Annotated in this window: 21 protein-coding genes and 1 tRNA gene; 12 read left to right on the top strand and 10 right to left on the bottom strand. The window is 65.0% G+C overall.

The window, feature by feature from the left end; all coding sequences use genetic code 11:
- Nucleotides 1–17: 17 nt before the first annotated feature.
- On the bottom strand, nucleotides 18–1250 hold the full coding sequence (locus tag R2669_RS08490; RefSeq protein WP_316899640.1) for a GNAT family N-acetyltransferase: 1233 nt from the start codon (nucleotides 1248–1250) through the stop codon (nucleotides 18–20).
- Between the two features lie 55 nt (nucleotides 1251–1305).
- Between R2669_RS08490 and R2669_RS08485 the strand changes: the two genes are divergently transcribed.
- From R2669_RS08485 to R2669_RS08475, 3 genes are read left to right on the top strand one after another with little or no spacing between them, the layout of a single operon-like run.
- A complete protein-coding gene (locus tag R2669_RS08485) occupies nucleotides 1306–2943 on the top strand; it encodes an NAD+ synthase (protein ID WP_316899638.1) in 1638 nt (545 codons plus the stop codon).
- A 9-nt stretch (nucleotides 2944–2952) separates the two neighbouring features.
- Complete coding sequence (locus R2669_RS08480) at nucleotides 2953–3579, top strand: class I SAM-dependent methyltransferase (RefSeq protein WP_316899637.1); 627 nt, start codon at nucleotides 2953–2955, stop codon at nucleotides 3577–3579.
- A 14-nt stretch (nucleotides 3580–3593) separates the two neighbouring features.
- Nucleotides 3594–3932, top strand: a complete 339-nt coding sequence (locus R2669_RS08475) for a P-II family nitrogen regulator (RefSeq protein WP_004631293.1) — start codon at nucleotides 3594–3596, stop codon at nucleotides 3930–3932.
- A 43-nt stretch (nucleotides 3933–3975) separates the two neighbouring features.
- Here the strand turns inward: R2669_RS08475 and R2669_RS08470 are convergent, their stop codons facing one another.
- The 3 genes from R2669_RS08470 to trxB form a co-directional block, all read right to left on the bottom strand.
- Complete coding sequence (locus R2669_RS08470; protein ID WP_316899635.1) at nucleotides 3976–4599, bottom strand: trimeric intracellular cation channel family protein; 624 nt, start codon at nucleotides 4597–4599, stop codon at nucleotides 3976–3978.
- Nucleotides 4600–4621: 22 nt separating this feature from the next.
- On the bottom strand, nucleotides 4622–5287 hold the full coding sequence (locus R2669_RS08465; protein WP_316899633.1) for a Smr/MutS family protein: 666 nt from the start codon (nucleotides 5285–5287) through the stop codon (nucleotides 4622–4624).
- Nucleotides 5288–5416: 129 nt separating this feature from the next.
- Nucleotides 5417–6373: a thioredoxin-disulfide reductase gene (gene trxB / locus R2669_RS08460; protein WP_316899631.1), complete on the bottom strand. Its 957-nt coding sequence runs from the start codon at nucleotides 6371–6373 to the stop codon at nucleotides 5417–5419.
- A gap of 219 nt (nucleotides 6374–6592) precedes the next feature.
- Between trxB and R2669_RS08455 the strand changes: the two genes are divergently transcribed.
- From R2669_RS08455 to R2669_RS08445, 3 genes are all read left to right on the top strand, one after another.
- Complete coding sequence (locus R2669_RS08455) at nucleotides 6593–8938, top strand: DNA translocase FtsK (RefSeq protein WP_147214079.1); 2346 nt, start codon at nucleotides 6593–6595, stop codon at nucleotides 8936–8938.
- Nucleotides 8939–9047: 109 nt separating this feature from the next.
- Nucleotides 9048–9695: an outer membrane lipoprotein chaperone LolA gene (gene lolA / locus R2669_RS08450; protein ID WP_012762530.1), complete on the top strand. Its 648-nt coding sequence runs from the start codon at nucleotides 9048–9050 to the stop codon at nucleotides 9693–9695.
- 35 nt (nucleotides 9696–9730) lie between these two features.
- Nucleotides 9731–10156: a hypothetical protein gene (locus tag R2669_RS08445; RefSeq protein ID WP_316899629.1), complete on the top strand. Its 426-nt coding sequence runs from the start codon at nucleotides 9731–9733 to the stop codon at nucleotides 10154–10156.
- Between the two features lie 15 nt (nucleotides 10157–10171).
- Here the strand turns inward: R2669_RS08445 and R2669_RS08440 are convergent, their stop codons facing one another.
- Nucleotides 10172–11068: a LysR family transcriptional regulator gene (locus tag R2669_RS08440; RefSeq protein WP_316899627.1), complete on the bottom strand. Its 897-nt coding sequence runs from the start codon at nucleotides 11066–11068 to the stop codon at nucleotides 10172–10174.
- A gap of 133 nt (nucleotides 11069–11201) precedes the next feature.
- Here R2669_RS08440 and speB point away from each other — a divergent pair, with 133 nt between their 5' ends.
- The 5 genes from speB (at nucleotide 11202) to R2669_RS08415 (ending at nucleotide 16460) form a co-directional block, all read left to right on the top strand.
- Nucleotides 11202–12161, top strand: coding sequence for an agmatinase (speB, locus tag R2669_RS08435; RefSeq protein WP_316889715.1), 960 nt, complete (start codon nucleotides 11202–11204; stop codon nucleotides 12159–12161).
- A gap of 32 nt (nucleotides 12162–12193) precedes the next feature.
- Entirely contained in the window at nucleotides 12194–13498 is a 1305-nt protein-coding gene (locus R2669_RS08430; protein ID WP_316889714.1) for an MFS transporter, read from the top strand.
- Between the two features lie 90 nt (nucleotides 13499–13588).
- Nucleotides 13589–14896 carry a replication-associated recombination protein A gene (locus R2669_RS08425; RefSeq protein ID WP_316899976.1) on the top strand — a complete coding sequence of 436 codons (1308 nt, stop codon included), beginning with the start codon at nucleotides 13589–13591 and terminating at the stop codon, nucleotides 14894–14896.
- A 78-nt stretch (nucleotides 14897–14974) separates the two neighbouring features.
- Nucleotides 14975–16291 carry a serine--tRNA ligase gene (serS, locus tag R2669_RS08420; protein ID WP_316899626.1) on the top strand — a complete coding sequence of 439 codons (1317 nt, stop codon included), beginning with the start codon at nucleotides 14975–14977 and terminating at the stop codon, nucleotides 16289–16291.
- 79 nt (nucleotides 16292–16370) lie between these two features.
- A tRNA-Ser gene (locus R2669_RS08415) sits at nucleotides 16371–16460 on the top strand.
- A 52-nt stretch (nucleotides 16461–16512) separates the two neighbouring features.
- Here R2669_RS08415 and yihG read toward each other — a convergent pair.
- The 5 genes from yihG to R2669_RS08390 all read right to left on the bottom strand — a co-directional run bounded on the left by yihG (nucleotide 16513) and on the right by R2669_RS08390 (nucleotide 21739).
- Nucleotides 16513–17463, bottom strand: a complete 951-nt coding sequence (yihG, locus tag R2669_RS08410) for a 1-acylglycerol-3-phosphate O-acyltransferase, YihG family (RefSeq protein WP_316899624.1) — start codon at nucleotides 17461–17463, stop codon at nucleotides 16513–16515.
- A 196-nt stretch (nucleotides 17464–17659) separates the two neighbouring features.
- Complete coding sequence (locus tag R2669_RS08405) at nucleotides 17660–18790, bottom strand: porin (protein WP_316873059.1); 1131 nt, start codon at nucleotides 18788–18790, stop codon at nucleotides 17660–17662.
- Between the two features lie 261 nt (nucleotides 18791–19051).
- Complete coding sequence (locus R2669_RS08400) at nucleotides 19052–19981, bottom strand: MBL fold metallo-hydrolase (protein ID WP_316899622.1); 930 nt, start codon at nucleotides 19979–19981, stop codon at nucleotides 19052–19054.
- 40 nt (nucleotides 19982–20021) lie between these two features.
- Nucleotides 20022–20969 (bottom strand): quinoprotein relay system zinc metallohydrolase 1, encoded by a 948-nt coding sequence (locus tag R2669_RS08395; protein ID WP_316899620.1) that lies wholly within the window; start codon nucleotides 20967–20969, stop codon nucleotides 20022–20024.
- Complete coding sequence (locus R2669_RS08390) at nucleotides 20966–21739, bottom strand: quinoprotein dehydrogenase-associated SoxYZ-like carrier (RefSeq protein ID WP_316899618.1); 774 nt, start codon at nucleotides 21737–21739, stop codon at nucleotides 20966–20968. Before R2669_RS08390 ends, R2669_RS08395 begins: the two co-directional genes overlap by 4 nt.
- Before the next feature lie 286 nt (nucleotides 21740–22025).
- Here R2669_RS08390 and exaC point away from each other — a divergent pair, with 286 nt between their 5' ends.
- Nucleotides 22026–23546 (top strand): acetaldehyde dehydrogenase ExaC, encoded by a 1521-nt coding sequence (gene exaC, locus R2669_RS08385; RefSeq protein WP_024972380.1) that lies wholly within the window; start codon nucleotides 22026–22028, stop codon nucleotides 23544–23546.
- Nucleotides 23547–23743 lie beyond the last annotated feature (197 nt).

Here is a 23743-nt window from a genome sequence, read left to right as displayed (position 1 = left end):
CCCGCCGTTTTCCCCTCCTAGTCCGATCCTGACCGTTGCTTGAAAGGCGAGCGGTCCGTCAGCTCGTCCAGATACGCTTCCATGCCGGCGGTTTCGCGGTCGAGGAACCTGCCCACTGCATCGGCAAATGCGGGGTGCGCCAGCCAGTGTGCCGACAGCGTCGCCACGGGCTCGAAGCCGCGTGCCATCTTGTGTTCGCCTTGCGCGCCACCTTCAAACGTGCGGATGCCGTGCGCGATGCAGTACGTCAGCGGCTGGTAATACGCCGTCTCGAAGTGCAGGCAGGGGTGATGCTCGATCGCGCCCCAGTAGCGGCCGTACATGACGGACGCCTCGGGCCGCGTGTCGATCACCAGCAGCGCACTCGCAATGTCGGTGCCGTCGCGCGAGGCGATCACGAGCAGGAGGTTTTCCGGCATCGTCCGGCCGATCTGGCGGAAAAACTCCAGGTTCAGATACGGCGACGAGTGATGCTCGCGGTAGGTAGTGCGATAGCAGCGGTGGAAGAAGCGCCAGTCCGCGTCCGTCGCGGCTGCGCCGGGCACGTGGCGGAAGGTGATGCCTGCGTCGTGCACGCGTCGGCGCTCGGCGCGGATGTTCTTGCGCTTCTTCTGTTCCAGCGCGGCCAGAAAGTCGTCGAAGCTGGCAAAGCCCGGATTGCACCAGTGGAACTGCACGCCCTGTCGCAGCAGCATGCCGGCGGCGCGCAGTTGCTCGGCTTCATCGGCGGTGGGAAACAGCACATGCAGCGATGACAGCTCGCTCTGCCGCGCCACCGCCAGCATTGTGTCGACCAGCGCCGCGCGTGCCGTCGCATCCCGCGCCAGCAAGCGCGCGCCCTGCACCGGCGTAAACGGCACAGCGGACAGCCATTTCGGGTAGTACTCCAGCCCGTGCTGCGCATACGCATTGGCCCACGCCCAGTCGAAGACGTACTCGCCGTAGGAGTGGCCCTTCACGTACAGCGGCACGGCCGCGGCGAGCACTTCGCCGTCGGGGCCGTCTTGCCACAGCGTCAGGTATTGCGGCGACCAGCCGGTGTCGGGCGATGCGCTGCCGCTCTCATGCAGGGCGTGCAGGAAATCGAAGCGCAGAAAAGGCGTCGCTTCGGGCTGCAGGGCGAGCAGGGCATCCCACGCGTCGCGGCCGATGTCGCGCAGATCGGTCACAAGTCGCGTGCGATAATTGGCCAATTCGTGTCGCGAACCAGCGCGCGCTTGAGGCTCGGGAACAAGGGGGCGAGAGGTCATGCCGCCGATTCTAATTCCAGCTTTGACTGGCGCGCTTGCAATCCATATTGCCCCCATGACCGTCTCTGTCGCTCTCGCCCAGATCAACTGCACCGTCGGCGATTTCGCCGGCAATGCTGCCCGCATCGTCGCCGCTGCGCGCGAAGCGCACCAGGCTGGTGCGCGCATTCTCCTCACGCCGGAACTGTCGCTCACGGGCTATCCGCCCGAAGACCTGCTGCTGCGCCCGGCGTTTATCGATGCCAGTGCGCGCGCGCTCGATGCGCTGATCGCCGAACTGGCGGCCTTCCCGGGTTTGCACGTGCTGATCGGGCACCCGCAACTCTCGCTGGAAGCGCCGGCGCCCGGGGTGCTGCCCAAGCCCACCAACAGCGCCACCGTTGCCGTGGATGGCCGCGTGATCGGCCGGTACAACAAGCTCGAACTGCCCAACAACGAAGTCTTCGACGAGAAGCGCTACTTCCAGCCCGGCACCGAGCCGTTTGTGTTCGAAGTGGACGGCACGCGCTTCGGCGTCGTCATCTGCGAAGACGCCTGGTATGCCACGGCCACGGCCTACGCCAAGGCGGCCGGCGCGCAGGTGGTGCTGATCCCCAACGCGTCGCCGTATCACCTGGACAAGGAAGACCTGCGCGAGCGGATCATCGGTGCGCGCGTGAAGGAATCGGGCTTGCCGCATGTGTATGCGAACCTCGTCGGCGGACAGGATGAGTTGGTGTTCGACGGGGGCTCGTTCGTGCTTGATGCCGAAGGCAACGTCGTCGTTCGGATGGGGCAGTTCGTTGAAGGCGTCGGCTACGTGCAGTTCGACGGTGGACGCGCGTTGCCGGGCACGGTCGTGCCGGAGGCGCCGCTGGAAGCCCAGGTGTATGAGGCACTCAAGCTGGGCGTGCGCGATTACCTCGGCAAGAATGGCTTTCCGGGTGCGATCATCGGCTTGTCAGGCGGTGTCGACTCAGCGTTGGTGCTGGCGATTGCCGTCGATGCGCTCGGCGCCGATCGTGTGCGCGCGGTGATGATGCCCTCGCGTTACACGGCGGATATCTCGTGGGTCGATGCGCGCGACATGGCCGCCCGCCTGGGCGTGCAGTACGACGAAATCGCCATCAGCCCGATGTTCGACGCGTTCAAGGGCGCATTGGCGGAGGAGTTCCGCGGGCTGCCGGAAGATGCGACGGAAGAGAACATCCAGGCGCGCATTCGCGGCACGCTGCTGATGGCGCTGTCCAACAAGAGCGGCCGGATCGTGCTGACCACCGGCAACAAGAGCGAAATGGCCGTCGGCTACTGCACGCTGTACGGCGACATGGCCGGCGGTTTTGCCGTCATCAAGGACATCTTCAAGACGCTGGTCTATCGCCTGTGCCGCTACCGCAATGCGTTGTCGGAAGTGATTCCGGAGCGCATCCTGACGCGGGCGCCGTCGGCCGAGCTGCGTGAAAACCAGACCGACCAGGACAGCCTGCCCCAATACGATGCGCTCGACGCCATCGTGCAGCGCTACATGGAGCAGAACCAGCCGGTGGCGGACATCATCGCGGCCGGCTTTGCCGAGGCCGACGTGCAGAAGATCGTGCGTCTCATCAAGATCAACGAATACAAGCGGCGTCAGGCGCCAGTGGGCATTCGCGTGACGCAGCGGGCGTTCGGGCGCGACTGGCGGTATCCGATCACGTCGCGCTTCAAGGAATAGGTCGCCGCCATGCTCGACTACTACGCCAAACGTGCCCCCGAATACGAGCGCATCTACACGAAGCCCGAGCGGCAGGGCGATTTGGCGTGGTTGAAGGCGCGCGTGCGCGACGTGACGCGCGGCGCGCGGGTGCTGGATCTCGCGTGCGGTACCGGTTTTTGGACCGAGGCGATGACCGACGCGCGCAGCATCGTCGGCGCGGATTACAACGACACCGTCCTGCGCATTGCACGCGGCAAGGGCATCGCCGGGGCGTCGTTCGTGCGCGCAGACAACGATGCGCTGCCGTTCGCGCCCGGCACCTTCGACGTGATGACGGCGGGCTGCTGGTGGTCGCATGTGCCGCTGCAGCATTTGCGCCGGCATGTCGAAGGGCTGCACCGCGCCTTGGGGCCCGGCGTGCGCGTGCTGTGGTTCGATAACCAGTATGTGTTTGGCTCGAGCACGCCCATTGCCTACAACGACGAACATGGCAATACGTGGCAGCGTCGCCCCCTGCGTGACGGCAGCGAGCACGACGTGCTGAAGAATTTTCCCGACGATCCGACGCTGCTGCAGACGGTGTCCGGCATCGCCCGGGATGTGCGCATTAACCGGCTCCAGTATTATTGGACGCTTGAATACTTCACCAACTAGTGAGCGAGACACCCATGAAACAAATCACCGCCATCATCAAGCCCTTCAAACTGGACGAAGTGCGCGAGTCGCTCGCCGACGTGGGGGTGACCGGCCTGACCGTCACTGAGGTCAAGGGTTTCGGCCGCCAGAAGGGTCACACCGAGCTGTATCGCGGTGCAGAATACGTGGTCGACTTCCTGCCGAAGATCAAGATCGAGGTGGTGGTGGCCGAAAGCCAGGTCGAAAACGTGATCGACACGATCGTCAAAGCTGCCAAGACCGGCAAGATCGGCGACGGCAAGATCTTCGTGATGCCGGTGGAACAGGTGATCCGCATCCGCACCGGCGAGAAGGACGAAGCCGCAGTCTGAAGCCGCCGCCTGTGGCCGGCGCGCTCGCGCCGGTCAGCGTTGGTCAACGCGGCAGGGTGATGTTCCAGCGCAGCGTCACCAGTCGCCCGATCACGATCGCCAGCGTGGCGATCACCACGGACACGCTCGGCAGCAAGTCCGTGTGTGTCAGCCCGACGTAGAGGAAGCACCCGAGAAACGCGCACGTTGCGTACGGGTGATTGTCCCGCAGCAGCATGGGCACTTCATTGCAGACCACATCGCGCAGCAGGCCGCCAAAGGCCGCCGTGATCACGCCCATCATCGCCGACACGAAGACCGGCACACCTGCATCGAGCGCCAGCTGCGTGCCAAGCACGCCAAAGAGCCCCATGCCGATGGCGTCGGCCACGATCAGCACGCGGTCGGACACCAGCTGGCTCACCAGCCGGATGACCCAATTGGCAAACAGGCTCATCACGAAGAGTGCGAGCAGGTATTGCTCGTGCTCGATCCAGTAGAAGGGCCGCCGATCCAGCAATAGATCGCGCAGCGTGCCGCCGCCAAACGCGGTCAGGAACGCGACGATGAACGCGCCCACGGCATCGAGGCGCCGCCGTTTAGCCTCGGCCAGCCCCGAGATGGCAAACGAGAAGACCGCGAGGATCTCCACCCAGTGCATCACCAACTGCAGGCGCGTTACTTGCATGTGTGTGCTGTCCGCCTGCGCGTCAGGAGCCGTACGGCTGGCGCAGCAGCACGAGCACCGCGCCCGCGCCGCCCGCCGTGTTGCGCGGCTCGACGAAGGCGATCACCTCTTCCTTCTGTACCAGCCACGAACGAACCTTGCCCTTGAGCACGGGCGTTTTGTCGGGTGAGCCGAGGCCCTTGCCGTGGATCACGCGCACGCAGCGGATGCCGCGCTGCACGGCACGGCGCAGGAAGGCGGCCAACGCCTCGCGGGCTTCTTCGCGGCGCATGCCGTGCAGGTCGATCTGATCTTGCGTGGCCCACTCGCCGCGGCGCAGCTTCTTGAGCACGTCGTCGCCGATGCCCGGGCGACGGTAGGACAGCGTGTCGTCGGTTTCGAGCAAGTTGTCCACGTCGAATTCATCCGACAGGGAATCGCGCAGGACGGTCTGCTCTTCGGCGCGCGAATGCACAGGGTCCGGCGCGGGCGGATTGCGCGGATGTTCGACGCGCTTGTTCTGGCGCAGGGCGCTCACCTCGCCGATGCAGGCGCGGAACACGTTGGCTTCTTCGGCGGCCTTGCGTGCGGCGGCTTCGGCGCGCTGGCGTTCGGCTTCGCGTGCCTCCGTTTCGTGCTTGAGCTGGTCACGCAGGCCGGCCAGATCGGTCAGGCTGAGCTTGTTGGCGGGGGAGGAAGCGCGTTTCATGGTGAAGGGCGGGCGAGCACGTCGGATGGAGCGTCTGTCGATTATACGAAGGCGCCGCACATGGCAAAACGGCCGATGGTTACCCATCGGCCGCGTTGTTTGCGCCCGGGAAACCCGGGGCGGTAAAGCTTATTCCAGGCTTTCCAGGTAGCGCTGGGCATCCAGCGCGGCCATGCAGCCCGTGCCGGCGCTGGTGATGGCCTGGCGGTAGATGTGGTCCTGCACGTCGCCGGCGGCGAACACGCCCGGGATGTTGGTGGCCGTGGCCATGCCGTCCAGGCCGCTCTTCGTGCGGATGTAGCCCGTGTCGTTCATGTCGAGCTGGCCGCGGAAGATGTCGGTGTTCGGCTTGTGGCCGATGGCGATGAATACGCCAGCCACCTTGACCTCTTCGACCTTGCCTTCGTTCTCGTTCGTGCCCTTCAGGCGGGCGCCCGTCACGCCGGAGTCGTCGCCCAGGATCTCGTCGAGGACCATGTTGGTCTTGATTTCGATCTTGCCTTTCTTCTCCTGCTCATGCAGGCGGTCGATCAGGATCGGCTCGGCGCGGAACTTGTCGCGGCGGTGGATGAGCGTGACCTTGCTGGCGATGTTGGCCAGGTACAGCGCTTCTTCCACGGCGGTGTTGCCGCCACCCACCACGGCCACTTCCTGGCCCTTGTAGAAGAAGCCGTCGCACGTTGCGCAGGCAGACACGCCGCGGCCGGCAAAGGTTTCTTCCGACGGCAGGCCCAGGTATTGGGCCGACGCGCCGGTGGAGACGATCAGCGCGTCGCAGGTGTATTCGCCCGAATCGCCTACCAGGCGGATCGGCTTTTCCTTCAGATGCGCGGTGTGGATGTGGTCGAACAGCACTTCGGTCTTGAAGCGTTCGGCGTGCTCCAGGAAGCGCTGCATCAATTCGGGGCCTTGCAAGTGCTCCTTGTCAGCGGGCCAGTTCTCCACGTCGGTGGTGGTCATGAGCTGGCCGCCCTGCGCCAGGCCGGTGACCAGCACGGGGTTCAGGTTGGCCCGGGCAGCGTAAATCGCGGCCGTGTAGCCGGCGGGGCCGGAGCCAAGGATCAGCACTTTTGCGTGTTTTGCCATGATGCGTTCTGAGTGTGCGCGGCACGAGGGATAGAGCGCCGCCGTGCAGGCTAGGTGAGGGTGATGGGCGCCATTATAAAGTGGCACCCCCTCGTCCGCCCGGTTGTAAATTCCAATGGCAGTGATAGGGCCGCGTTACAATCCTCGGCATCGTATTTGTGCTGTCCCAAGCCGCGTGGCCTTGCCCAAGCGGCACATCCGTCTCTCCGCGTCTCCCGCATGGCTCGAGCTTCCACCACTCCGACAACCCGCACTGACCCATCCGCACTGCCGTCCCGCATTGGGCGGCTGCTCGGGGAGGTCCGCTGGTTCCTGTTGCTGGCGGTGACCATCGCCTTCCTGATCATTCTCCTGTCATACAACCGGGCCGACCCCGGTTTCACCCACGCCAGCCAGGTCGACGAAATTCGCAACCTCGGCGGCCGCGTGGGCGCGTGGCTGGCCGATCTGCTGCTGTTTGTCTTTGGCGCGTCCGCTTACTGGTGGGCGGTGCTGCTGGTGCGCAAGGTCTGGCGCGGCTGGCGCGAGCTGATGTCGGACGAACGTCTGCCGCGTACGGCCATGCCGCGCGTTGACGCCAGTGTCACGTGGATCGGCTTTGCGCTGATCCTGGCCTCCAGCATGGGTCTGGAAGCCATCCGCATGTATTCGCTGCACATGAAGCTGCCCCGTGCGCCTGGCGGCGTGCTGGGCGATGTGATCGGCGGGGCGATGCAGCATTCGCTGGGCTTCACTGGCGGCACGCTGGCGCTGCTGTTCACGTTCTTGGTCGGGCTGTCGCTGTTCTTCCATTTTTCGTGGCTGAACTTGGCCGAGCAGATCGGCGCCGGCGTCGAGATGCTGTTCGTCGGCTTCAAGACGCGCCGCGAGAGCAAACAGGATCGGGCCATCGGCGAGGCCGCCAAGGTTGAGCGCGAAGAAGTGGTCGAAACGCGCCGTGTGCGCATTGAAGAATCGCCGCCCGTGCAGATCGTGCGCCCGACCGCCGTGGTCAAGAGCGAGCGCGTGGAGCGCGAGAAGCAGCAGCCGCTGTTTGTCGACATTCACGATTCCGACCTGCCGCCGCTGGCGCTGCTCGATCCGATCCCGCCGGTCGTCGAAACCGTGAGCGCCGAGACGCTGGAATTCACCTCGCGCCTGATCGAGAAAAAGCTCAAGGATTTCGGCGTGGAAGTGCAGGTGGTGGCGGCCTATCCGGGCCCGGTCATCACGCGCTACGAGATCGAGCCCGCCACGGGCGTGAAGGGCAGTCAGATCGTCAACCTGGCCAAGGACCTGGCGCGTTCGTTATCGTTGGTGTCGATCCGCGTGGTGGAGACGATTCCGGGCAAGAACTACATGGGTCTGGAACTGCCGAACCCGAAGCGCCAGGCGGTCCGCCTGTCGGAGATTCTCGGCTCGCAGGTCTACAACGAGAGCGCATCGCAGCTCACGCTGGCGCTGGGCAAGGACATCGCCGGCAAGCCGGTGGTGGCAGACCTGGCCAAGATGCCGCACTGCATGGTGGCCGGTACCACGGGTTCCGGTAAGTCGGTCGGGATCAACGCGATGATCTTGTCGTTGCTGTACAAGGCGAAGGCCGACGCAGTGCGCTTGATCCTGATCGACCCGAAGATGCTGGAGCTGAGCATCTACGAAGGCATTCCGCACCTGCTGTGCCCGGTCGTGACCGACATGCGGCAAGCGGGCCACGCGCTGAACTGGGCGGTGGGCGAAATGGAGCGCCGCTACAAGCTCATGAGCAAGATGGGCGTGCGGAACCTGGCCGGCTTCAACAAGAAGATCGAAGAAGCCGCCGCGCGCGAAGAGAAGATTCCCAACCCGTTCAGTCTCACGCCCGACGCGCCGGAGCCGCTCGACAAGCTGCCGATGATCGTCATCGTGATCGACGAACTGGCCGACCTGATGATGGTGGTCGGCAAGAAGGTCGAAGAGCTGATCGCGCGGATTGCGCAGAAGGCGCGTGCGGCCGGCATCCACCTGGTGCTGGCGACGCAGCGTCCGTCGGTGGACGTGATCACGGGCCTGATCAAGGCCAACGTGCCGACGCGGATTGCGTTCCAAGTCAGCAGCAAGATCGACTCGCGCACGATTCTTGACCAGCAGGGCGCCGAAGCGCTGCTCGGCATGGGCGACATGCTGTACCTGGCGCCCGGCACCGGTTTGCCGGTGCGCGTGCACGGCGCGTTCGTGTCGGACGAGGAAGTTCACCGCATCGTCGATAACCTCAAGGCGCAGGGCGAGCCGAACTACATCGAAGGCATTCTCGAAGGCGGCGTGGCCGACGGCGAGGGCGGCGGCGATGGTTTTGGCGGCGGCGCTGGCCTTGTCGGTGCGGGCGGCGGCGAGGCCGATCCGTTGTACGACCAGGCGGTCGACGTGGTGCTCAAGAATCGCCGCGCGTCGATCTCGCTGGTGCAGCGTCATCTGCGCATCGGCTACAACCGCGCCGCACGCCTGCTCGAAGACATGGAAAAGGCGGGGCTCGTGTCAGCCATGTCGGGCAACGGCAACCGCGAAATCCTGGCGCCCAATCGCAACGGCAACGTCGTCGAAGAGGAATGACGCTGCCCGCATGGCGCGCGCATTTGCAGTTACATCGCGTTACCGCGCGGGCGGAATGTTCCGGCGCGGCCGGCCACTAACAACAAGATCAACTGAAACCGGGATCCCTATGTTTGTGTTGAAAGCACGTCACCTGATGGCCGCCGGGCTGGTCTCGCTGGCGGCATGGTCTGCCGGCGCCTACGCAGGGGCGGTCGAACAGCTCAACGCCTTCGTGAGCAATGTCAGCACTGCGCGCGGCGAGTTCGTGCAGCGGCAAGTGAAGGGCGGCACCAACGGCAGCCCGCTCCGCGTGGCCGGCACGTCCAACGGCGATTTCGTCTTCTCGCGCCCGGGTCGCTTCGTCTGGCGCTATGTGAAGCCCTACGAACAGCAGCTCTCGGCCGACGGCCAGACGCTCTACATCTTCGACAAGGACCTGAACCAGATCACGGAGCGCAAGCTCGATGCGTCGCTGGGTTCCAGCCCGGCCGCCATCCTGTTCGGCAGCAACGATCTGGCGAAGAATTTCACGCTCAAGGAAGGTGGTACCAAGGACGGCATCGACTGGGCCGAACTCACGCCCAAAGCGAAGGACACCCAGTTCGAGCGCATCGCCATCGGCTTTCGCAGCGGCGAGCTGCAGGGGATGGAGCTGCGTGACGCCTTCGGGAACACCACCCTGCTGACGTTCTCGAACATCCAGAAGAATCCGCAACTGCCGGCCAACGTGTTCCGCTTTACGCCGCCCAAAGGGGCCGACGTCATCAAGCAATGACGCGTAGAGGCCGGTTTTCGATCAGGAGACCGACCATGCCTTTGCCGTTCACCACGTCGCTGCACCGAGCCGCCGCTGTTGCCGTTGCGGCGTCAGCGGCGGCCGTCTTTGCGGGATGCGCCTCCACCGGTGCGTCCCGTTTTGACGTCGATTCGTTCCTCACCGCGCCAGACACGGTGCTGGCCGAGGCCTTGGTCAACAAGGATTTCCTGCATGCGACCGAGCTGCCCAGCGCCGAGTGCAGCGCATTGGTGAAAGGCCACGCGGGGCAGGTCGTGCCGATCCAGGCGCCGGTTGATCCGCGTCTGCCTGAGGCTTCGGCGCGTCAGCCGTTCGTGATTCAGCCGCCAGCCAGCGAGAACGTCTGGCTGCTGCTGCGCGCGTCCAACGGGACGCAGTCGTGCCATGGGCCGTTGCAGGCCAAGGCGTTTATGGGGTTGGTGCAGCGCGCGTCGAACTGACGGCATGACCGTCGTCTAAGCGTGGGCCGCTTTCATGTCGGCAATGAAGGCGGCCAGCAGATCATTGCGCCGGGCATCGCGGCGCACCACCATGTCGAACGGCACCTCGTAGCGCATGGCAGCGGGTGCCAGTGGCGTCAGCAGGCCCTGGGCCACATAGGGCGCCGCAAAGTGCTCCGGCAGGTAACCCAGGTGCCGGCCTGACAGCACCAGCATTGCTACCGCTTCCATGTTGTCTGCCACCGCAGTGACCGGCCGCTCGGCCGGCGACCCCGCCGCTTCCGGCAGCGGATAGCTGCGCCACGCCCACGCGTGCGCCAGCGCCTGCGCGGGCGTCACGTCCCCAGCCTTGCTCAACAACGGATGGCCGCGCCCCGCATACGCAAGCTGCGTCTCGTGGAAGATCGTCGTGTAGTCCAGCGCCGGCACGCGGTGCCAGAAATAGCCGATCGCCATATGGATCTTGTTGTCGAGCAGCAGTCCTTCCAGCTCCCCGGGCGGGCGGACCGACACCGTGAAATGCACGGATTCATCGCGTTGCCGAAAGCGCTCGATGGCCTGGCTGATGCGTGCATTCGCATTGACGGGCGCATGGCCGATCAATCCGAGATTCAACGTGCCGACCAGCGTGCGGCCCACCTTGCGGGCCTCCGCGCTGAAGACGTCGAGTGCGCCCAGCAGCTTGCGCGCGGAATCGACGAAGCGTTCGCCGCGCGCGGTGAGCCGGAAGCCGCTGCGGCCACGCTCGCATAGCCGGTAGCCCAGTCGCGTCTCGAGCGTGGACAGCTGCGTGCTGATGGTGGATTGCCCCACGTTCAGCGTTGCCTGGGCAGGGGTGATGCCGCCCGCGTCGACCACGGCGAGAAATACGCGGATCAGTCGCAGATCAAGATCGGAAGCTTGTCCCAGCACGGTGGTCGATACATCGCTCTATATCGATGTTTGATTCGGAGATTTCGCATTCTACGTGCGGAATCCATCGGCAAGAATGCAGCGTATCGACACTCCTTACATCGCCTCTGGACGATGTGACCATGCGACTGCCATGAACGACCGCGCCCACCTCTTCCAGCCCGCTTCGGGCAACGCCATGCCGCGTTTTGGCGGCATTGCCACCATGATGCGGCTGCCTGCCGCCACGTCAGCCGCGGGGCTGGACGCCTGCTTTGTCGGCGTGCCGTTCGACCTTGGCACGTCCAACCGCAACGGCGCGCGGCTCGGGCCACGGCAGATCCGCGCAGAATCTGTCCTCCTGCGGCCGTACAACATGGCCACGCGCGCAGCGCCGTTCGACTCGCTGCGCGTGGCCGACATCGGCGACGTGCCGACCAATCCGTACAACCTGCATGACTCGATCTCGCGCATCGAGGCCGCATACCGGGAGGTCATCGCCGACGGCTGCCGCCCGATCGGCCTGGGCGGCGACCACACCGTCACGCTGCCTATCCTGCGCGCGATGCATGCCAAGTACGGCCGCATCGGCCTGATCCACGTGGACGCGCATGCCGACGTCAACGACACGATGTTCGGCGAGAAGATCGCGCACGGCACGCCATTTCGCCGCGCGGTGGAAGAGGGCTTGCTCGATTGCAACCGCGTCGTGCAGATCGGCCTGCGCGGCACGGGCTACGCGGCCGAGGATTTCGACTGGTGCCGGGAACAGGGCTTTCGCGTGGTGACCGCCGAGGAATGCTGGCACCGATCGCTCGCGCCGCTCATGGAAGAGGTGCGCGCCCGCGTGCAGGGTGGCCCCGTCTATATCAGCTTCGACATCGACGGCATCGACCCCGCCTATGCGCCGGGTACCGGTACGCCGGAGATTGGCGGCCTGACCGTGCCGCAGGCGCTGGAGATCGTGCGCGGTGCGCGCGGTCTCGACATCGTCGGTGCGGATCTGGTCGAGGTGTCCCCGCCATATGACCCGTTCGGGACGACGGCGTTGCTCGGCGCCAACCTCGCGTTCGAGATGCTGTGCGTGCTGCCCGGCGTCGAATACCGGGCCTGACGCGACACCCATAAGAACGGAGAGGAGACCCCATGCAAGCAACGCAATCGACTGCCCAGCCGCGCCGTGCGGCGATGGCATCGTTCATCGGCACCACCATCGAGTGGTACGACTTCTACAGCTACGCCACGGCTGCGGCGCTCGTCTTTGGGCCGCTGTTCTTTCCGGGAGAGAGCCGCTTGCTGGGGCTCCTGGCCTCGTTCGGGTCGTTCGCCATCGGATTTCTTGCCCGGCCCATCGGCGGCGTGCTGTTCGGCCGCATCGGCGACAAGCTTGGCCGCAAGCGCGCGCTGATGGGCACGCTCACCCTCATGGCCGTGGCCACCGTGCTGATCGGTTGTCTGCCCACCTATGCGCAGGCCGGATGGATTGCGCCGGTCGCGCTGGTAGCGTTGCGTGTGCTGCAAGGCATTGCCGTGGGCGGCGAGTGGGGTGGCGCGGTGCTGTTGGCCGGCGAGCATGCGCCGAAAGGCCGGCGTACGTTCTTCGCCTCGTTCGCGCAGCTTGGCAGCGCCGGTGGCCTGATCCTGTCGATGCTGGCCTTTTCTGCTGTCAGCCGGCTCGAGCCGGAGGCCTTCATGGCGTGGGGCTGGCGCTTGCCGTTCCTGGCGAGTGCGGTGCTGCTGGCCGTGGGTTTTGTGATCCGCATGTCGGTCAACGAATCGCCGGAATTCGAGGCGATGCAGGCCTCCGGCGACGTGGCGAAGCAGCCGCTGGCGGAGGCGTTCAAGGCGTGGCCGCTGATCGCGCTGGCCATCGGCGCCAACGTGTACGGCATCGCGGGCGTGTACTTCAGCAATATCTTCATGATTTCGTATGCCACGCAGTACCTGCAGCTCGATCGCGCGATGATTCTCGACTGCATGTTCTGGGTGGCCGTGCTGCAGTTCTTCGTGCAGCTTGGTGCGGCCACGCTGGCCGACCGTTTCGGAACACGCCGCATGCTGGTCATCCTCGCGGCCTTCGCGGTGGTCGTGCCGTTCATCATGCTCCCGCTGGTCCGCATGGGCGAGTCGCACACCGTGTTTGCGGGGGTGGCCATCGCAACGCTGGCCGAGTCTGGCTATTACGCGATCATCGCGGGCTTCGTCAGCGGCATGTTTGCGGCGCGCATCCGCTACACAGCGATCTCGTTGTCGTATCAGGTGTGCGGCGCCTTTGCGGGAGGCCTGACACCGCTGCTTGCGACGGTGCTGGCAGATCGCTTTTTCCCGCTGTGGTGGCCGATGGCGATCTTCTATGCCGGTTTTGCGGCGCTGTCGCTGAGCTGCGTGCTTTTGATCGGCCGGAGCAGGCCGGTCGCAGACGAGCCGGCGTTGGACGCACGCGCCGCCTGACGCTGCCGTGGGAAGCGGTCGGCGAGCGGATTCTGCGACAATCCTCGCATGAACGCTTCCGCCTCTCTCTTCCCGGACGCGCCCGCCCACATGCCGCTGGCCGAGCGCCTCCGCCCCCATTCCGCCGATGAAGTGATCGGTCAGCAGCATCTGCTGGGCCCGGGCAAGCCGCTGCGCGTGGCCTTCGCGTCGGGCGAGCCGCATTCGATGATCCTCTGGGGGCCGCCCGGCGTCGGGAAGACCACGCTGGCGCGGCTGATGGCCAATGCGTTCGACGCAGAATTCATCGCGCTGTCCGCGGTCCTCTCCGGCGTCAAGGACATCCGCGAGGCCGTGGAGCGTGCGGAGCAGTTTCGCGCCAATGGCCGCCGTACGCTTGTCTTCGTCGACGAAGTCCATCGCTTCAATAAAAGCCAGCAGGACGCCTTCCTGCCGCACGTGGAAAGCGGGCTGTTCACCTTTATCGGTGCGACGACGGAGAACCCCTCGTTCGAAGTGAACGGCGCATTGCTGTCGCGTGCCGCCGTGTACGTGCTCAAGAGCCTGTCGGACGACGAGCTGAAGCAGCTTGCCGAACGCGCACGCCAGGAGCTGGGCGGGCTGGAGTGGACGCCCGCCGCACTCGACGCCATCGTCGTGTCGGCCGACGGCGATGGCCGCAAGCTTCTCAACAACGTGGAAATCGTCACCCGCGCGGCGCGTTCGCAGGCCGAGGGCAATACCGTTCCGGTGATCGACGAGGCGCTGCTGGCCTCCGCGCTGTCGGAAAACCTGCGCCGCTTCGACAAGGGCGGCGACGCCTTCTACGACCAGATCAGCGCGCTGCACAAGTCCGTGCGCGGCTCCGATCCGGACGGCGCGCTGTACTGGTTCTGCCGCATGCTCGATGGCGGCGCAGACCCGCGCTATCTCGCGCGCCGCATCGTGCGGATGGCGTGGGAAGACATCGGCCTGGCCGACCCGCGCGCCGGCCGCATCACGCTCGACGCCGCCGAGACGTACGAACGCCTGGGCTCGCCGGAAGGGGAGCTGGCGCTGGCTCAGGCGGTGATCTACCTGGCCATCGCGCCCAAGTCGAACGCCGGCTATAACGCCTACAACGCGGCGCGCGCCTTCGTCAGCCAGGACAAGTCGCGCAACGTGCCCGTGCATCTGCGCAATGCGCCCACCAAGCTGATGAAGGAACTCGGCTACGGCCATGCCTACCGCTATGCGCATGACGAGCCGGAGGCCTACGCCGCCGGCGAAACCTACTTCCCCGACGATCTGCCCCCGCAGAACTGGTACGTGCCGACGCCGCGCGGCCTGGAAGGCAAGATTGGCGAGAAGCTGCGGCACCTGCGCGAGCTGGATGCGCAGTGGCACGCCCAGCACGACAAATCCTCCCGCAACAAATAAGCCCCACGGGCCGGTACGATAAAATCGGCCTTTTCGGTCGTTCAGACCGCTCGCAATCTTCGGTTTCCTTTTCCCAACATGCTTGATATCCAACTGCTGCGCAAAGACATCGACGCCGTCGCCGCGCGCCTCAAAGATCGCGGCTACGTGCTCGACGTGGCCGGCTTTGCCGCGCTCGAAGTGGAACGCAAGGCCATCCAGACCCGCACCGAAGAGCTGCAGGCCCGCCGCAACAGCCTGTCCAAGCAGATCGGCATGCTCAAGGGCAAGGGCGAGGACGCATCAGGCGTGATGGCCGAGGTGTCGGGCATCGGCGACGAGCTGAAGGCGTCTGCCGCGCAACTCGACGTGGTGCAGGCGAAGTTGCAGGACCTGATGCTGTCGATCCCGAACCTGCCGCACGAAAGCGTGCCGGCCGGCCGCGACGAGACGCAGAACGTGGAAGTGCGCCGCGAAGGCACGCCGCGTGCGTTCGACTTCCCCGTCAAGGATCACGTGGACCTGGGCGCCGCGCTGGGGCTGGATTTCGATGCGGGCGCCAAGCTGTCCGGCGCGCGATTCACCGTCCTGAAAGGGCAGGTGGCGCGTCTGCATCGCGCACTCGCGCAGTTCATGCTCGATACGCACACGCTTGAGCACGGCTACACCGAAGCGTACGTGCCGTACATCGTCAACGCTGCGTCGATGCGTGGCACGGGCCAGTTGCCGAAGTTCGAGGAAGACCTGTTCCGCGTGCCGCGCAAGATGGGGCACAGCGCCGAAGGCGAAGACGGCGAGCGCGTCGAGAATTTCTATCTGATCCCGACCGCCGAAGTGCCGCTCACGAACCTCGTGCGCGATGAGATCGTGGCCGCCGATGCGCTGCCGATGATGTTTGCGGCGCATTCGCCGTGCTTCCGCTCCGAAGCCGGCTCGTACGGCAAGGACACGCGCGGCATGATCCGCCAGCATCAATTCGACAAGGTCGAGATGGTGCAGATCGTGCAGCCCCATACGTCGTTCGACGCGCTGGAGGCCATGACGAACGCCGCGGAGAACATCCTGCGCAAGCTGGAACTGCCGTTCCGCACCGTCGTGCTGTGCACCGGCGACATGGGTTTCGGCAGCACCAAGACGTACGACATCGAGGTGTGGATCCCGGCGCAGAACACGTACCGCGAAATCAGCTCGTGCTCCAACATGGGCGATTTCCAGGCGCGCCGCATGCAAGCGCGTTTCCGCAACGCGCAGGGCAAGCCGGAACTGGTCCACACGCTCAACGGCTCGGGCCTCGCCGTGGGCCGTACCCTGGTCGCCGTGCTGGAGAACTACCAGAACGCGGATGGCTCGGTCACGGTGCCGACGGTGCTGCGCCCGTATCTGGGCGGCCAGGAAGTGCTGAAACCGGCAGTTTGATTAGTTGTGCCGACCCTCTTGATCAGGTCGGAAAATTTTTGTTATACTCGCGGTTTCGCGATTCAGCGACCCAGTTACCGGAGAGGTGGCAGAGTGGTCGAATGTACCTGACTCGAAATCAGGCGTACCGGCGACGGTACCGTGGGTTCGAATCCCACCCTCTCCGCCAGCAGTAGCAAAAGCCCCTTGGTTTTACGACCAAGGGGCTTTTTGTTTGGCGTCTAGATTTGGTCTGGCGAAAAAACGTCGGCACCGGTGGTCACGCTGCGCCGCTGGCCGGCCCGCGCCAGCATGTTCTCAATCTGCTGATCTTTCTCCTCCCAGAGCTGAGCAAGCCAGCGATGGAAATCGCTGCGGAAGGCGGCGTCGGTGCTGTAGTCGTGCGTGCAGAAATCCGACGGGATCGGCAGTTCGCGAATGTGCACCATCACGCGGCCGGCTTGGCCGCAGGCCAGTTGCCAGAAGCTCGGCGTGCCGTCCGGGTAGGCAATGCTGATATCGAGCAGCGACTGGAACCGCTCTCCCATGGCGTTGAGCGTCAGGGCCAGCGCGCCGGCCTTCGGCTTGAGCAGATGGCGATAGGGGGACGACTGCGTCCGGTGCTTTGCCGGCGTGTACCGCGTGCCTTCGGCAAAGTTCATGACGCTGGTCGGCACGTGGGCGAACTTGGCGCAGGCGCGACGCGTGGTTTCGCGGTCTTGATTGCGCAGCTCCGGGTGCTTGCGCAGCGCCGCCTTGGAGTGCCGCCGCATGAACGGAAAATCCAGCGCCCACCAGGCCAGGCCGATGACCGGCACGTAGATCAGCTGTTGCTTGAGAAAGAACTTCAGCAGCGGGATACGCCGGTTCAACACACGCTGCAGCACGAAAATGTCCACCCAGGATCGATGGTTGCAATTGACCAGGTACCAGCCCGCGTAGCGCAGGTTGTCGGCGCCTTCCACGTTCCAGGGCTCGCGCTGCAGCACGCCGATCCAGGCGTTGTTACAGCCGATCCAGCACGTGGCGACCCAGTTGAGCATGGGATCGATCCGGCGGCGCACCGCGGTTGCCGGCACCAGTAGCTTGAACGCCGACAGCGCGAACAATGGCACACTCCAGAACAGGGTGTTCAGGGCCAGCAGGATTGAGCTGAGCGTGCCGAGGACAAAGGCAGGCAGGACGCGAATCAAGGCACCTCCAATGAGCGCCGCCGCGTGGGTTCGGCAGGCAGGAATCGTGACGTTGCGAATATTTCAGCGTAGCGCGGATCGTCTGTCCAGACCATGCGCTGCGTCAGGATTCATGCTTCGTATCGCCAGGCCCAAAAAAACCCTTGGTGTTGGCCAAGGGTTTTTCTTCCTGCTCGGGTGCTGCTCAGAACGAATCTCAGAACGAATGCTTCAGCCCCACACCCGCCAACACGGTCTTCGCGCCTGACGCCGTCCCGCCCGCAACGATGGAGGTCTTGAGACCTTCCAGCGGATCGGCCGTGCCTACCGCGCCTGCACTGACGTACACCAGCTGGGCATACAGCGTGGTGCGCTTCGAGAACGCGTAGTCGTTACTCAGCACGACCGACTTGGTCGAGCTGTCGTGGGCGCTGCTTTCGTACTTGCTGTAGTAGCCGGCCAGCGTGGCGGTATTGGCGGGGCTCCACTTGTAGTCGAGCCCGACGCCGATCGATTTGACGTCCGACACGCGCTGTCCGGTCGGCGCGTTGTTGGTGACGCCGATGTAGTTAACACGGCCCGTGAAGGCATTGAACGGCACGGCCACGCCTGCGCTCCACAGGCGGCTGAGGGTCTCGCCCGTGCCGCTGTCTGCGGTCGATTGATAGCCGAGACCGACTGTGAGCGGGCCCGTGTACGTGGCACCCAGCGACAGCTCATTGCCGCGCTTGAAGCTGCCGGCGGTCTCGCCAAATGAATAGGCAACGCCCAGCCACACCGGGCCGAAGTTGTTGGAGTACTGCAGCGCATTGCCGATGAACACGCCCACGTCGTTGCCGGGGTTGGTGCCGGCGCCCATCGCGTTGCCCGGTGCGGGGAGCTGGTTGTAGGCCCAGCCGTACAGGTTCGAGAACTGCTCCTTGAAGCCACGCGCTTCCGTGCCGATCGTGCCGATGAGCGCCGGGCTGTACTGACGCCCCAGCGTGATGGCGCCCCAGTTGCCGCTCAGGCCGACGTTCGCTTGCCGGCGGAACAGTTCCGAGCTGAATCCCGGGCCCGTGGTCAGCGTGCCGGTGTCGCTGCTGAAATGGCCTTCAAGGTTGAAGTTGGCCTTCATGCCGCTGCCCAGGTCTTCAGACCCCTTGAGGCCCCAGATGCTTGGGCTGATGCCGCCGGAATGCATTTCCGTGATGCTGCCGCCGGCTGCACTGCGGTTTTGATACTGGAGTCCGGCATCGACGGTGCCGTAAATCGTGACCGACGATTGTGCGATGGCGCCACTCGCTGCACAGCCGAGGGCGGCTGCAATGGCGGTCAGGACGCAGGGTCGAAGGCGTGAGTTCTGCATGTTGTCTCCGTATTGTCGTTGTCTGATGCGTCCACTGAATTGGCTCGGACGCATGCGGTGTTGGCGCCAAACACGCGGGGGCGCGCTCAACGCCGGCGGGACTTTGCAATATGCATACCACGACGTTTGCAGCGCATTGCACGGAGTTGCAGCCCGTTGATTAACGTTTGCGGATACCCGGGGCCGTGCGTGGGATGTAGCGTGGCGGGACAGTCGATGCAACACATGTCCGCCGTCTGTTCAGCAATGGAGCATCCGCGATCAGGCGCTTGGGGCGCTTTGCATCCAGCGATCTTCAAGCTCGCGCCATGCGCGTCCGACGTTCAGCGCATGGCGCGGGCGGAAGTTGCGCCAGTCGCGATAAGCGTCGCCCGGGACGTAGTCGAGCGCGCGGGCTGCGTCGCCGCCGGCTTCAATGGCGCGCGAGATCGCGCTGTCCAGCATGTCGAGATAGGCCAGCGTCGGCCGCAACATCTGTGCAGGCGTGCCAATGGCAGTGCCGACGACGATGTGGGCGGGCAGTTGCACAAGCGCATGCAGCGCATGCCGCCACCCGACCAGCGAACCCTCCTGCAGGTCCGGAATGCGCTGCCGATATGCCAGACCACCCGTGCACAGTACCCCGCGCCGCGGCGCGTACAGCACCGTGTCGGATGCGCTGTGCGCAGCCGTGCAGATGCGGACTTGCCACGCTGTCTTGCCGGTGTGCAGCCAATCGCCATCGCGCAGTGCGGGTTCCGGATAGACGATCTGCGTTTCATGCATGACGCGCGCGCCCAGCATGGCGGTCAGGCGTGCCAGACACGTTTCGCAACGCTGGCGCATCAGGTCGGCAGTGGCGGCGGACGCCAGGAAGGCAGGACGCGGCTGCAGTTGTGCGAAGGCCGCGTTGGCCAGCACGTGCTCGGGGTGTGCGTGCGTGTTGATGACCCAGCGAATGGGCTCCGCCGTGATGTGCCGGATGGCCGCGATCAGATGGTGTCCCCATCGCGCGTGCGGGCCGGGGTCGACCACGAGTACACCATTGCCTGTCGTGTGCACCAGCGTGGGCACGACTTCTCCGGCATTCGCGCGCGCGGCTTCTGCGTTGGCGGCGCGCGCAGCGTAGAGACCGTCCTGCAGCCGCAACAGCGTGACGCGCGCGGGAGACGCCGACACCATCTGGGCCGGATTGATCAGGGTCGCAAGCATGATGCGCATCCAGCGTCGCCGCGCGGGGTCTGGCGCCATGTCAGGGCGCCAGCGCGGCGTTCTCGTAACGTGGGTAGAAGCGGGTCACGTTGCGCACGTACTCCGCGGGCATGCCACCCCACTGCGCGTAGGGCGCGTCTACCGGCATCGCAATCACCTCCGCCAGGTCGCGTCCTTCCGCCGCTGCGCGGCGCATGCGTGCATCGAGCCACTGCAGGTACTGACGTGTCTGCGCGATGGCATCTGCCTTGCCCAGCGCCGGCCCGTGGCTGGGAATCAACACGCGCGCGCCGCTGTCGGCAACGATCTTCTGCAGCCGATCGAGACTCGCCAGCCAATGCGCAATGTTGGCGTGCGGCGTGGTGGGAATCCGGTCTCGAAAGGCAACGCCGCCTGCGAAAACCACACCGCTGGTCCGGTCCACAACCACGAGGTCGTCATCGGTATGTCCGTCGAGGCGGATGAGGTCGATGTGATGGCTGCCCATGGTGCGAGTGCCGGGCGTCAATGGCGTGCCGGGCGGTGTCGACACCGTGTTCTGCATCCAGGCGCCGCAGATGCGGTAGAGATTGTCGGCATAGGCCGCGCCTTCGCGTTGCGCACCGGCGATGGTGCCGGGCAGCGCCTGGGCGCCGACATCCGCATAGGCCTGGTTGCCGAAGAAATAGTCGGGGTGCAGGTTCAGGTTGAACACCCAGCGCACCGGCGCCGATGTGACCGTGCGGATGGCCTGGCGTTGCTGCTCGCCGTACAGCATTGATGGTCCTGTGTTGATGACGAGCACACCGTCGCCGGTATCAATGAAGCCGGTGTTGATGATGTTGCAGCCGTTGCGCGCAGAGAAATCCGCGTTGGCGCCTTCGAGCACCCAGACGTCGGGCGCAACCGCGTGCGGTACGAGGTGGTAATCGGGATCCTGCGCGCGCGCGATGGCGGTCAACATCGCAAGACACAGGAGGAGGCCAAACCGTTGGTGGCGTCGGCTCATCGTGTCACCTGCGCGCGGATGCGGTTGCCGTTGTTGTCGACGCCAGCCACGCTGATGCCGCGCTCAACAGGACCGTCCAGATCGAACGAGAAGATCGGGTTCTCGGCCACCGGCTCGTACAGCGCCATTTCAAGCATGGGCTGACGCCGGGCATCGAGCAGGCTGAGCTGCTCGATATGGAAGGACGGAATGCCCGCCACGAGGCCGGTGTCCATTGGGTGCATCACGCGCACGCGGATGCGGCTGCCAGCGCCGTTGAAGCCAGGAAACACACGCGACTCGACCTGGTTCAGCGTGGTGCTCCACGTGGCGTTCTGGCGGGTGGCTCCGGGCAGCGTGCAGCCACCGCCGGTGGCGTCCACCTGAAAGGTGCCGACATGCCAGACACCGTCCGGCGTGCGTGCGGCTACGCGCACCGGAGAAGCCTCCTGCAGCTTGAACCGGAACGACAGCGCCGGGCGTACGTGCGTCGGCGCGAATTCCAGCACCTTGCGGATCGGGTTGCGGTCGACCGCGACGACAATGCGCTCCACCTTGCCCAGCGCCGACGCGTCGAACGCAATCGGCACCTGCATCGCGTCTTCCGCAAATGCCGGCCCCGTGATGCGGATGCGGTTGTCGAACGTCGTCCGCGCCGTGCCAAACATCTCCTGACGAATCGTCGGCCACAGCGGCGAGCCGGCGGGGTCGATGTCTGTGTCGGCGCAGGCCTGCCAGGACAGGCACGCAACGGCCAGCGCGGCAGCGGCATGGAGGGGAGCCGTTCTCATCGTGTGTCTAGCAAGGTTTGGATGAGAGCCCCGCGTTGCGAAAGTCGTGCCATGCGCGTCGTGTGGGCACATGCGCCTCCATCGGCTGTTCAGGCGATGGGGCGTTGAGCTTTGCAACACCCAGTGTTCCATTCTGGAGCAGTCTCACAAGCGGAATGGCGTGAACAGTTGATTCGAAGGGCATGCAGCATCCGCCGCAGGGGATGGCCCGGGTTTTGCAGATGACGACCGGACACAGCGCAGACAACGACGCTGCGGTCATCACTCAAACATCAGGAGACAACCCATGCGTTACGCTCATCCCGGCACTCCCGGCGCCATCGTTTCATTCAAGCCGCGCTATGGCAATTTCATCGGTGGCGAGTTCGTGTCGCCGGTCAAGGGCCAGTACTTCACCAACACCACCCCGGTGACGGGCGAGGTGATCGGCGAGTTCCCGCGCTCGACCGCTGAAGACATCGACCGCGCGCTCGACGCCGCGCATGCTGCCGCTGACGCGTGGGGGCGCACCTCGGTGCAGGACCGCTCGCTGATCCTGCTGAAGATCGCCGACCGCATCGAACAGAACCTCGAACTGCTGGCCGTGACCGAAACGTGGGACAACGGCAAGCCTGTGCGCGAAACGCTGAATGCCGACATCCCGCTGGCCGTCGACCACTTCCGCTACTTCGCGGGCTGCATCCGCGCGCAGGAAGGCTCCGCTGCCGAGATCAACGAGCACACCGTGGCGTATCACATCCACGAGCCGCTGGGCGTGGTCGGCCAGATCATTCCGTGGAATTTTCCGCTGCTGATGGCTGCATGGAAGCTGGCGCCCGCACTGGCTGCCGGCAACTGCGTGGTGCTCAAGCCGGCCGAGCAGACGCCGCTGGGCATCTGCGTGCTGATGGAACTGATTGGCGACTTGCTGCCGGCGGGCGTGCTTAACGTCGTGCACGGCTACGGCAAGGAAGCTGGCGAGGCCCTGGCTACCAGCAAACGCATCGCGAAGATCGCCTTCACGGGCTCGACGCCGGTGGGCTCGCACATCATGAAGTGCGCGGCTGAGAACATCATCCCGTCGACGGTGGAGTTGGGCGGCAAGTCGCCCAACATCTACTTCGAAGACATCATGCAGGCCGAGCCGAGCTTCATCGAAAAGGCTGCCGAAGGCTTGGTGCTGGGCTTCTTCAACCAGGGCGAGGTGTGCACGTGCCCGTCGCGCGCGCTGGTGCAGGAATCCATCTACAGCCGCTTCATGGATGCGGTGATGACCAAGGTGGCCGCCATCAAGCGCGGTGACCCGCTCGACACCGACACGATGGTCGGCGCGCAGGCTTCGGAGCAGCAGTTCTACAAGATCCGCAGCTACCTGGAGATCGCGCAGGAAGAAGGCGCCGAATGCCTGGTCGGCGGCGATGTGGAAGTGCTGCCCGGCAATCTGTCGAAGGGCTACTACATCAAGCCGACGCTGCTCAAGGGCGACAACAGCATGCGTGTGTTCCAGGAAGAGATCTTCGGCCCGGTGATTGCCGTGACGACGTTCAAGGATGAAGCGCAGGCCCTGCAGATCGCCAACGACACCGATTTCGGCCTGGGCGCCGGTCTGTGGACGCGCGACATCAACCGCGCCTATCGCGTGGGCCGTGCCATCAAGGCAGGGCGCGTGTGGACGAACTGCTACCACCTGTATCCGGCGCATGCAGCGTTCGGTGGCTACAAGAAGTCGGGCGTGGGCCGCGAGACCCACAAGATGATGCTCGACCACTACCAACAGACGAAGAACCTGCTGGTGAGCTACGACACCAAGCCGCTGGGCTTCTTCTGATGGTGTAGCAGGACGGCTGGCGCACGGTCATCGACACCCGTGCGCCAGCCGCTGACCTGCGAGGCAACGACCCCGCAGGCGAAAAAAGAAGAGGAGACATGGCCATGCGCCCACACATGCACTGCCGCGACGCGCGCAGGTGTCTACCCCATTGCCGCTGATTCCCTGCGGGGAATCGCCATCGCCACGCCTGTTCC

The organism is Ralstonia edaphi (assembly GCF_958350185.1).
Lineage (GTDB): Bacteria > Pseudomonadota > Gammaproteobacteria > Burkholderiales > Burkholderiaceae > Ralstonia > Ralstonia edaphi.
Note: the sequence above shows the minus strand (reverse complement) of the source record. Positions and strands in the feature narration are given on the sequence as shown.

Excerpts from the sequence above, each read along its gene's own strand:
- R2669_RS08490 (WP_316899640.1), bottom strand. The coding sequence starts at position 1,250 with ATGACCTCTCGCCCCCTTGTTCCCGAGCCTCAAGCGCGCGCTGGTTCG.
- R2669_RS08485 (WP_316899638.1), top strand. The coding sequence starts at position 1,306 with ATGACCGTCTCTGTCGCTCTCGCCCAGATCAACTGCACCGTCGGCGAT.
- R2669_RS08480 (WP_316899637.1), top strand. The coding sequence starts at position 2,953 with ATGCTCGACTACTACGCCAAACGTGCCCCCGAATACGAGCGCATCTAC.
- R2669_RS08475 (WP_004631293.1), top strand. The coding sequence starts at position 3,594 with ATGAAACAAATCACCGCCATCATCAAGCCCTTCAAACTGGACGAAGTG.
- R2669_RS08470 (WP_316899635.1), bottom strand. The coding sequence starts at position 4,599 with ATGCAAGTAACGCGCCTGCAGTTGGTGATGCACTGGGTGGAGATCCTC.
- R2669_RS08465 (WP_316899633.1), bottom strand. The coding sequence starts at position 5,287 with ATGAAACGCGCTTCCTCCCCCGCCAACAAGCTCAGCCTGACCGATCTG.
- trxB (WP_316899631.1), bottom strand. The coding sequence starts at position 6,373 with ATGGCAAAACACGCAAAAGTGCTGATCCTTGGCTCCGGCCCCGCCGGC.
- R2669_RS08455 (WP_147214079.1), top strand. The coding sequence starts at position 6,593 with ATGGCTCGAGCTTCCACCACTCCGACAACCCGCACTGACCCATCCGCA.
- lolA (WP_012762530.1), top strand. The coding sequence starts at position 9,048 with ATGTTTGTGTTGAAAGCACGTCACCTGATGGCCGCCGGGCTGGTCTCG.
- R2669_RS08445 (WP_316899629.1), top strand. The coding sequence starts at position 9,731 with ATGCCTTTGCCGTTCACCACGTCGCTGCACCGAGCCGCCGCTGTTGCC.
- speB (WP_316889715.1), top strand. The coding sequence starts at position 11,202 with ATGAACGACCGCGCCCACCTCTTCCAGCCCGCTTCGGGCAACGCCATG.
- R2669_RS08430 (WP_316889714.1), top strand. The coding sequence starts at position 12,194 with ATGCAAGCAACGCAATCGACTGCCCAGCCGCGCCGTGCGGCGATGGCA.
- R2669_RS08425 (WP_316899976.1), top strand. The coding sequence starts at position 13,589 with ATGCCGCTGGCCGAGCGCCTCCGCCCCCATTCCGCCGATGAAGTGATC.
- serS (WP_316899626.1), top strand. The coding sequence starts at position 14,975 with ATGCTTGATATCCAACTGCTGCGCAAAGACATCGACGCCGTCGCCGCG.
- R2669_RS08405 (WP_316873059.1), bottom strand. The coding sequence starts at position 18,790 with ATGCAGAACTCACGCCTTCGACCCTGCGTCCTGACCGCCATTGCAGCC.
- R2669_RS08400 (WP_316899622.1), bottom strand. The coding sequence starts at position 19,981 with ATGCTTGCGACCCTGATCAATCCGGCCCAGATGGTGTCGGCGTCTCCC.
- R2669_RS08395 (WP_316899620.1), bottom strand. The coding sequence starts at position 20,969 with ATGAGCCGACGCCACCAACGGTTTGGCCTCCTCCTGTGTCTTGCGATG.
- R2669_RS08390 (WP_316899618.1), bottom strand. The coding sequence starts at position 21,739 with ATGAGAACGGCTCCCCTCCATGCCGCTGCCGCGCTGGCCGTTGCGTGC.
- exaC (WP_024972380.1), top strand. The coding sequence starts at position 22,026 with ATGCGTTACGCTCATCCCGGCACTCCCGGCGCCATCGTTTCATTCAAG.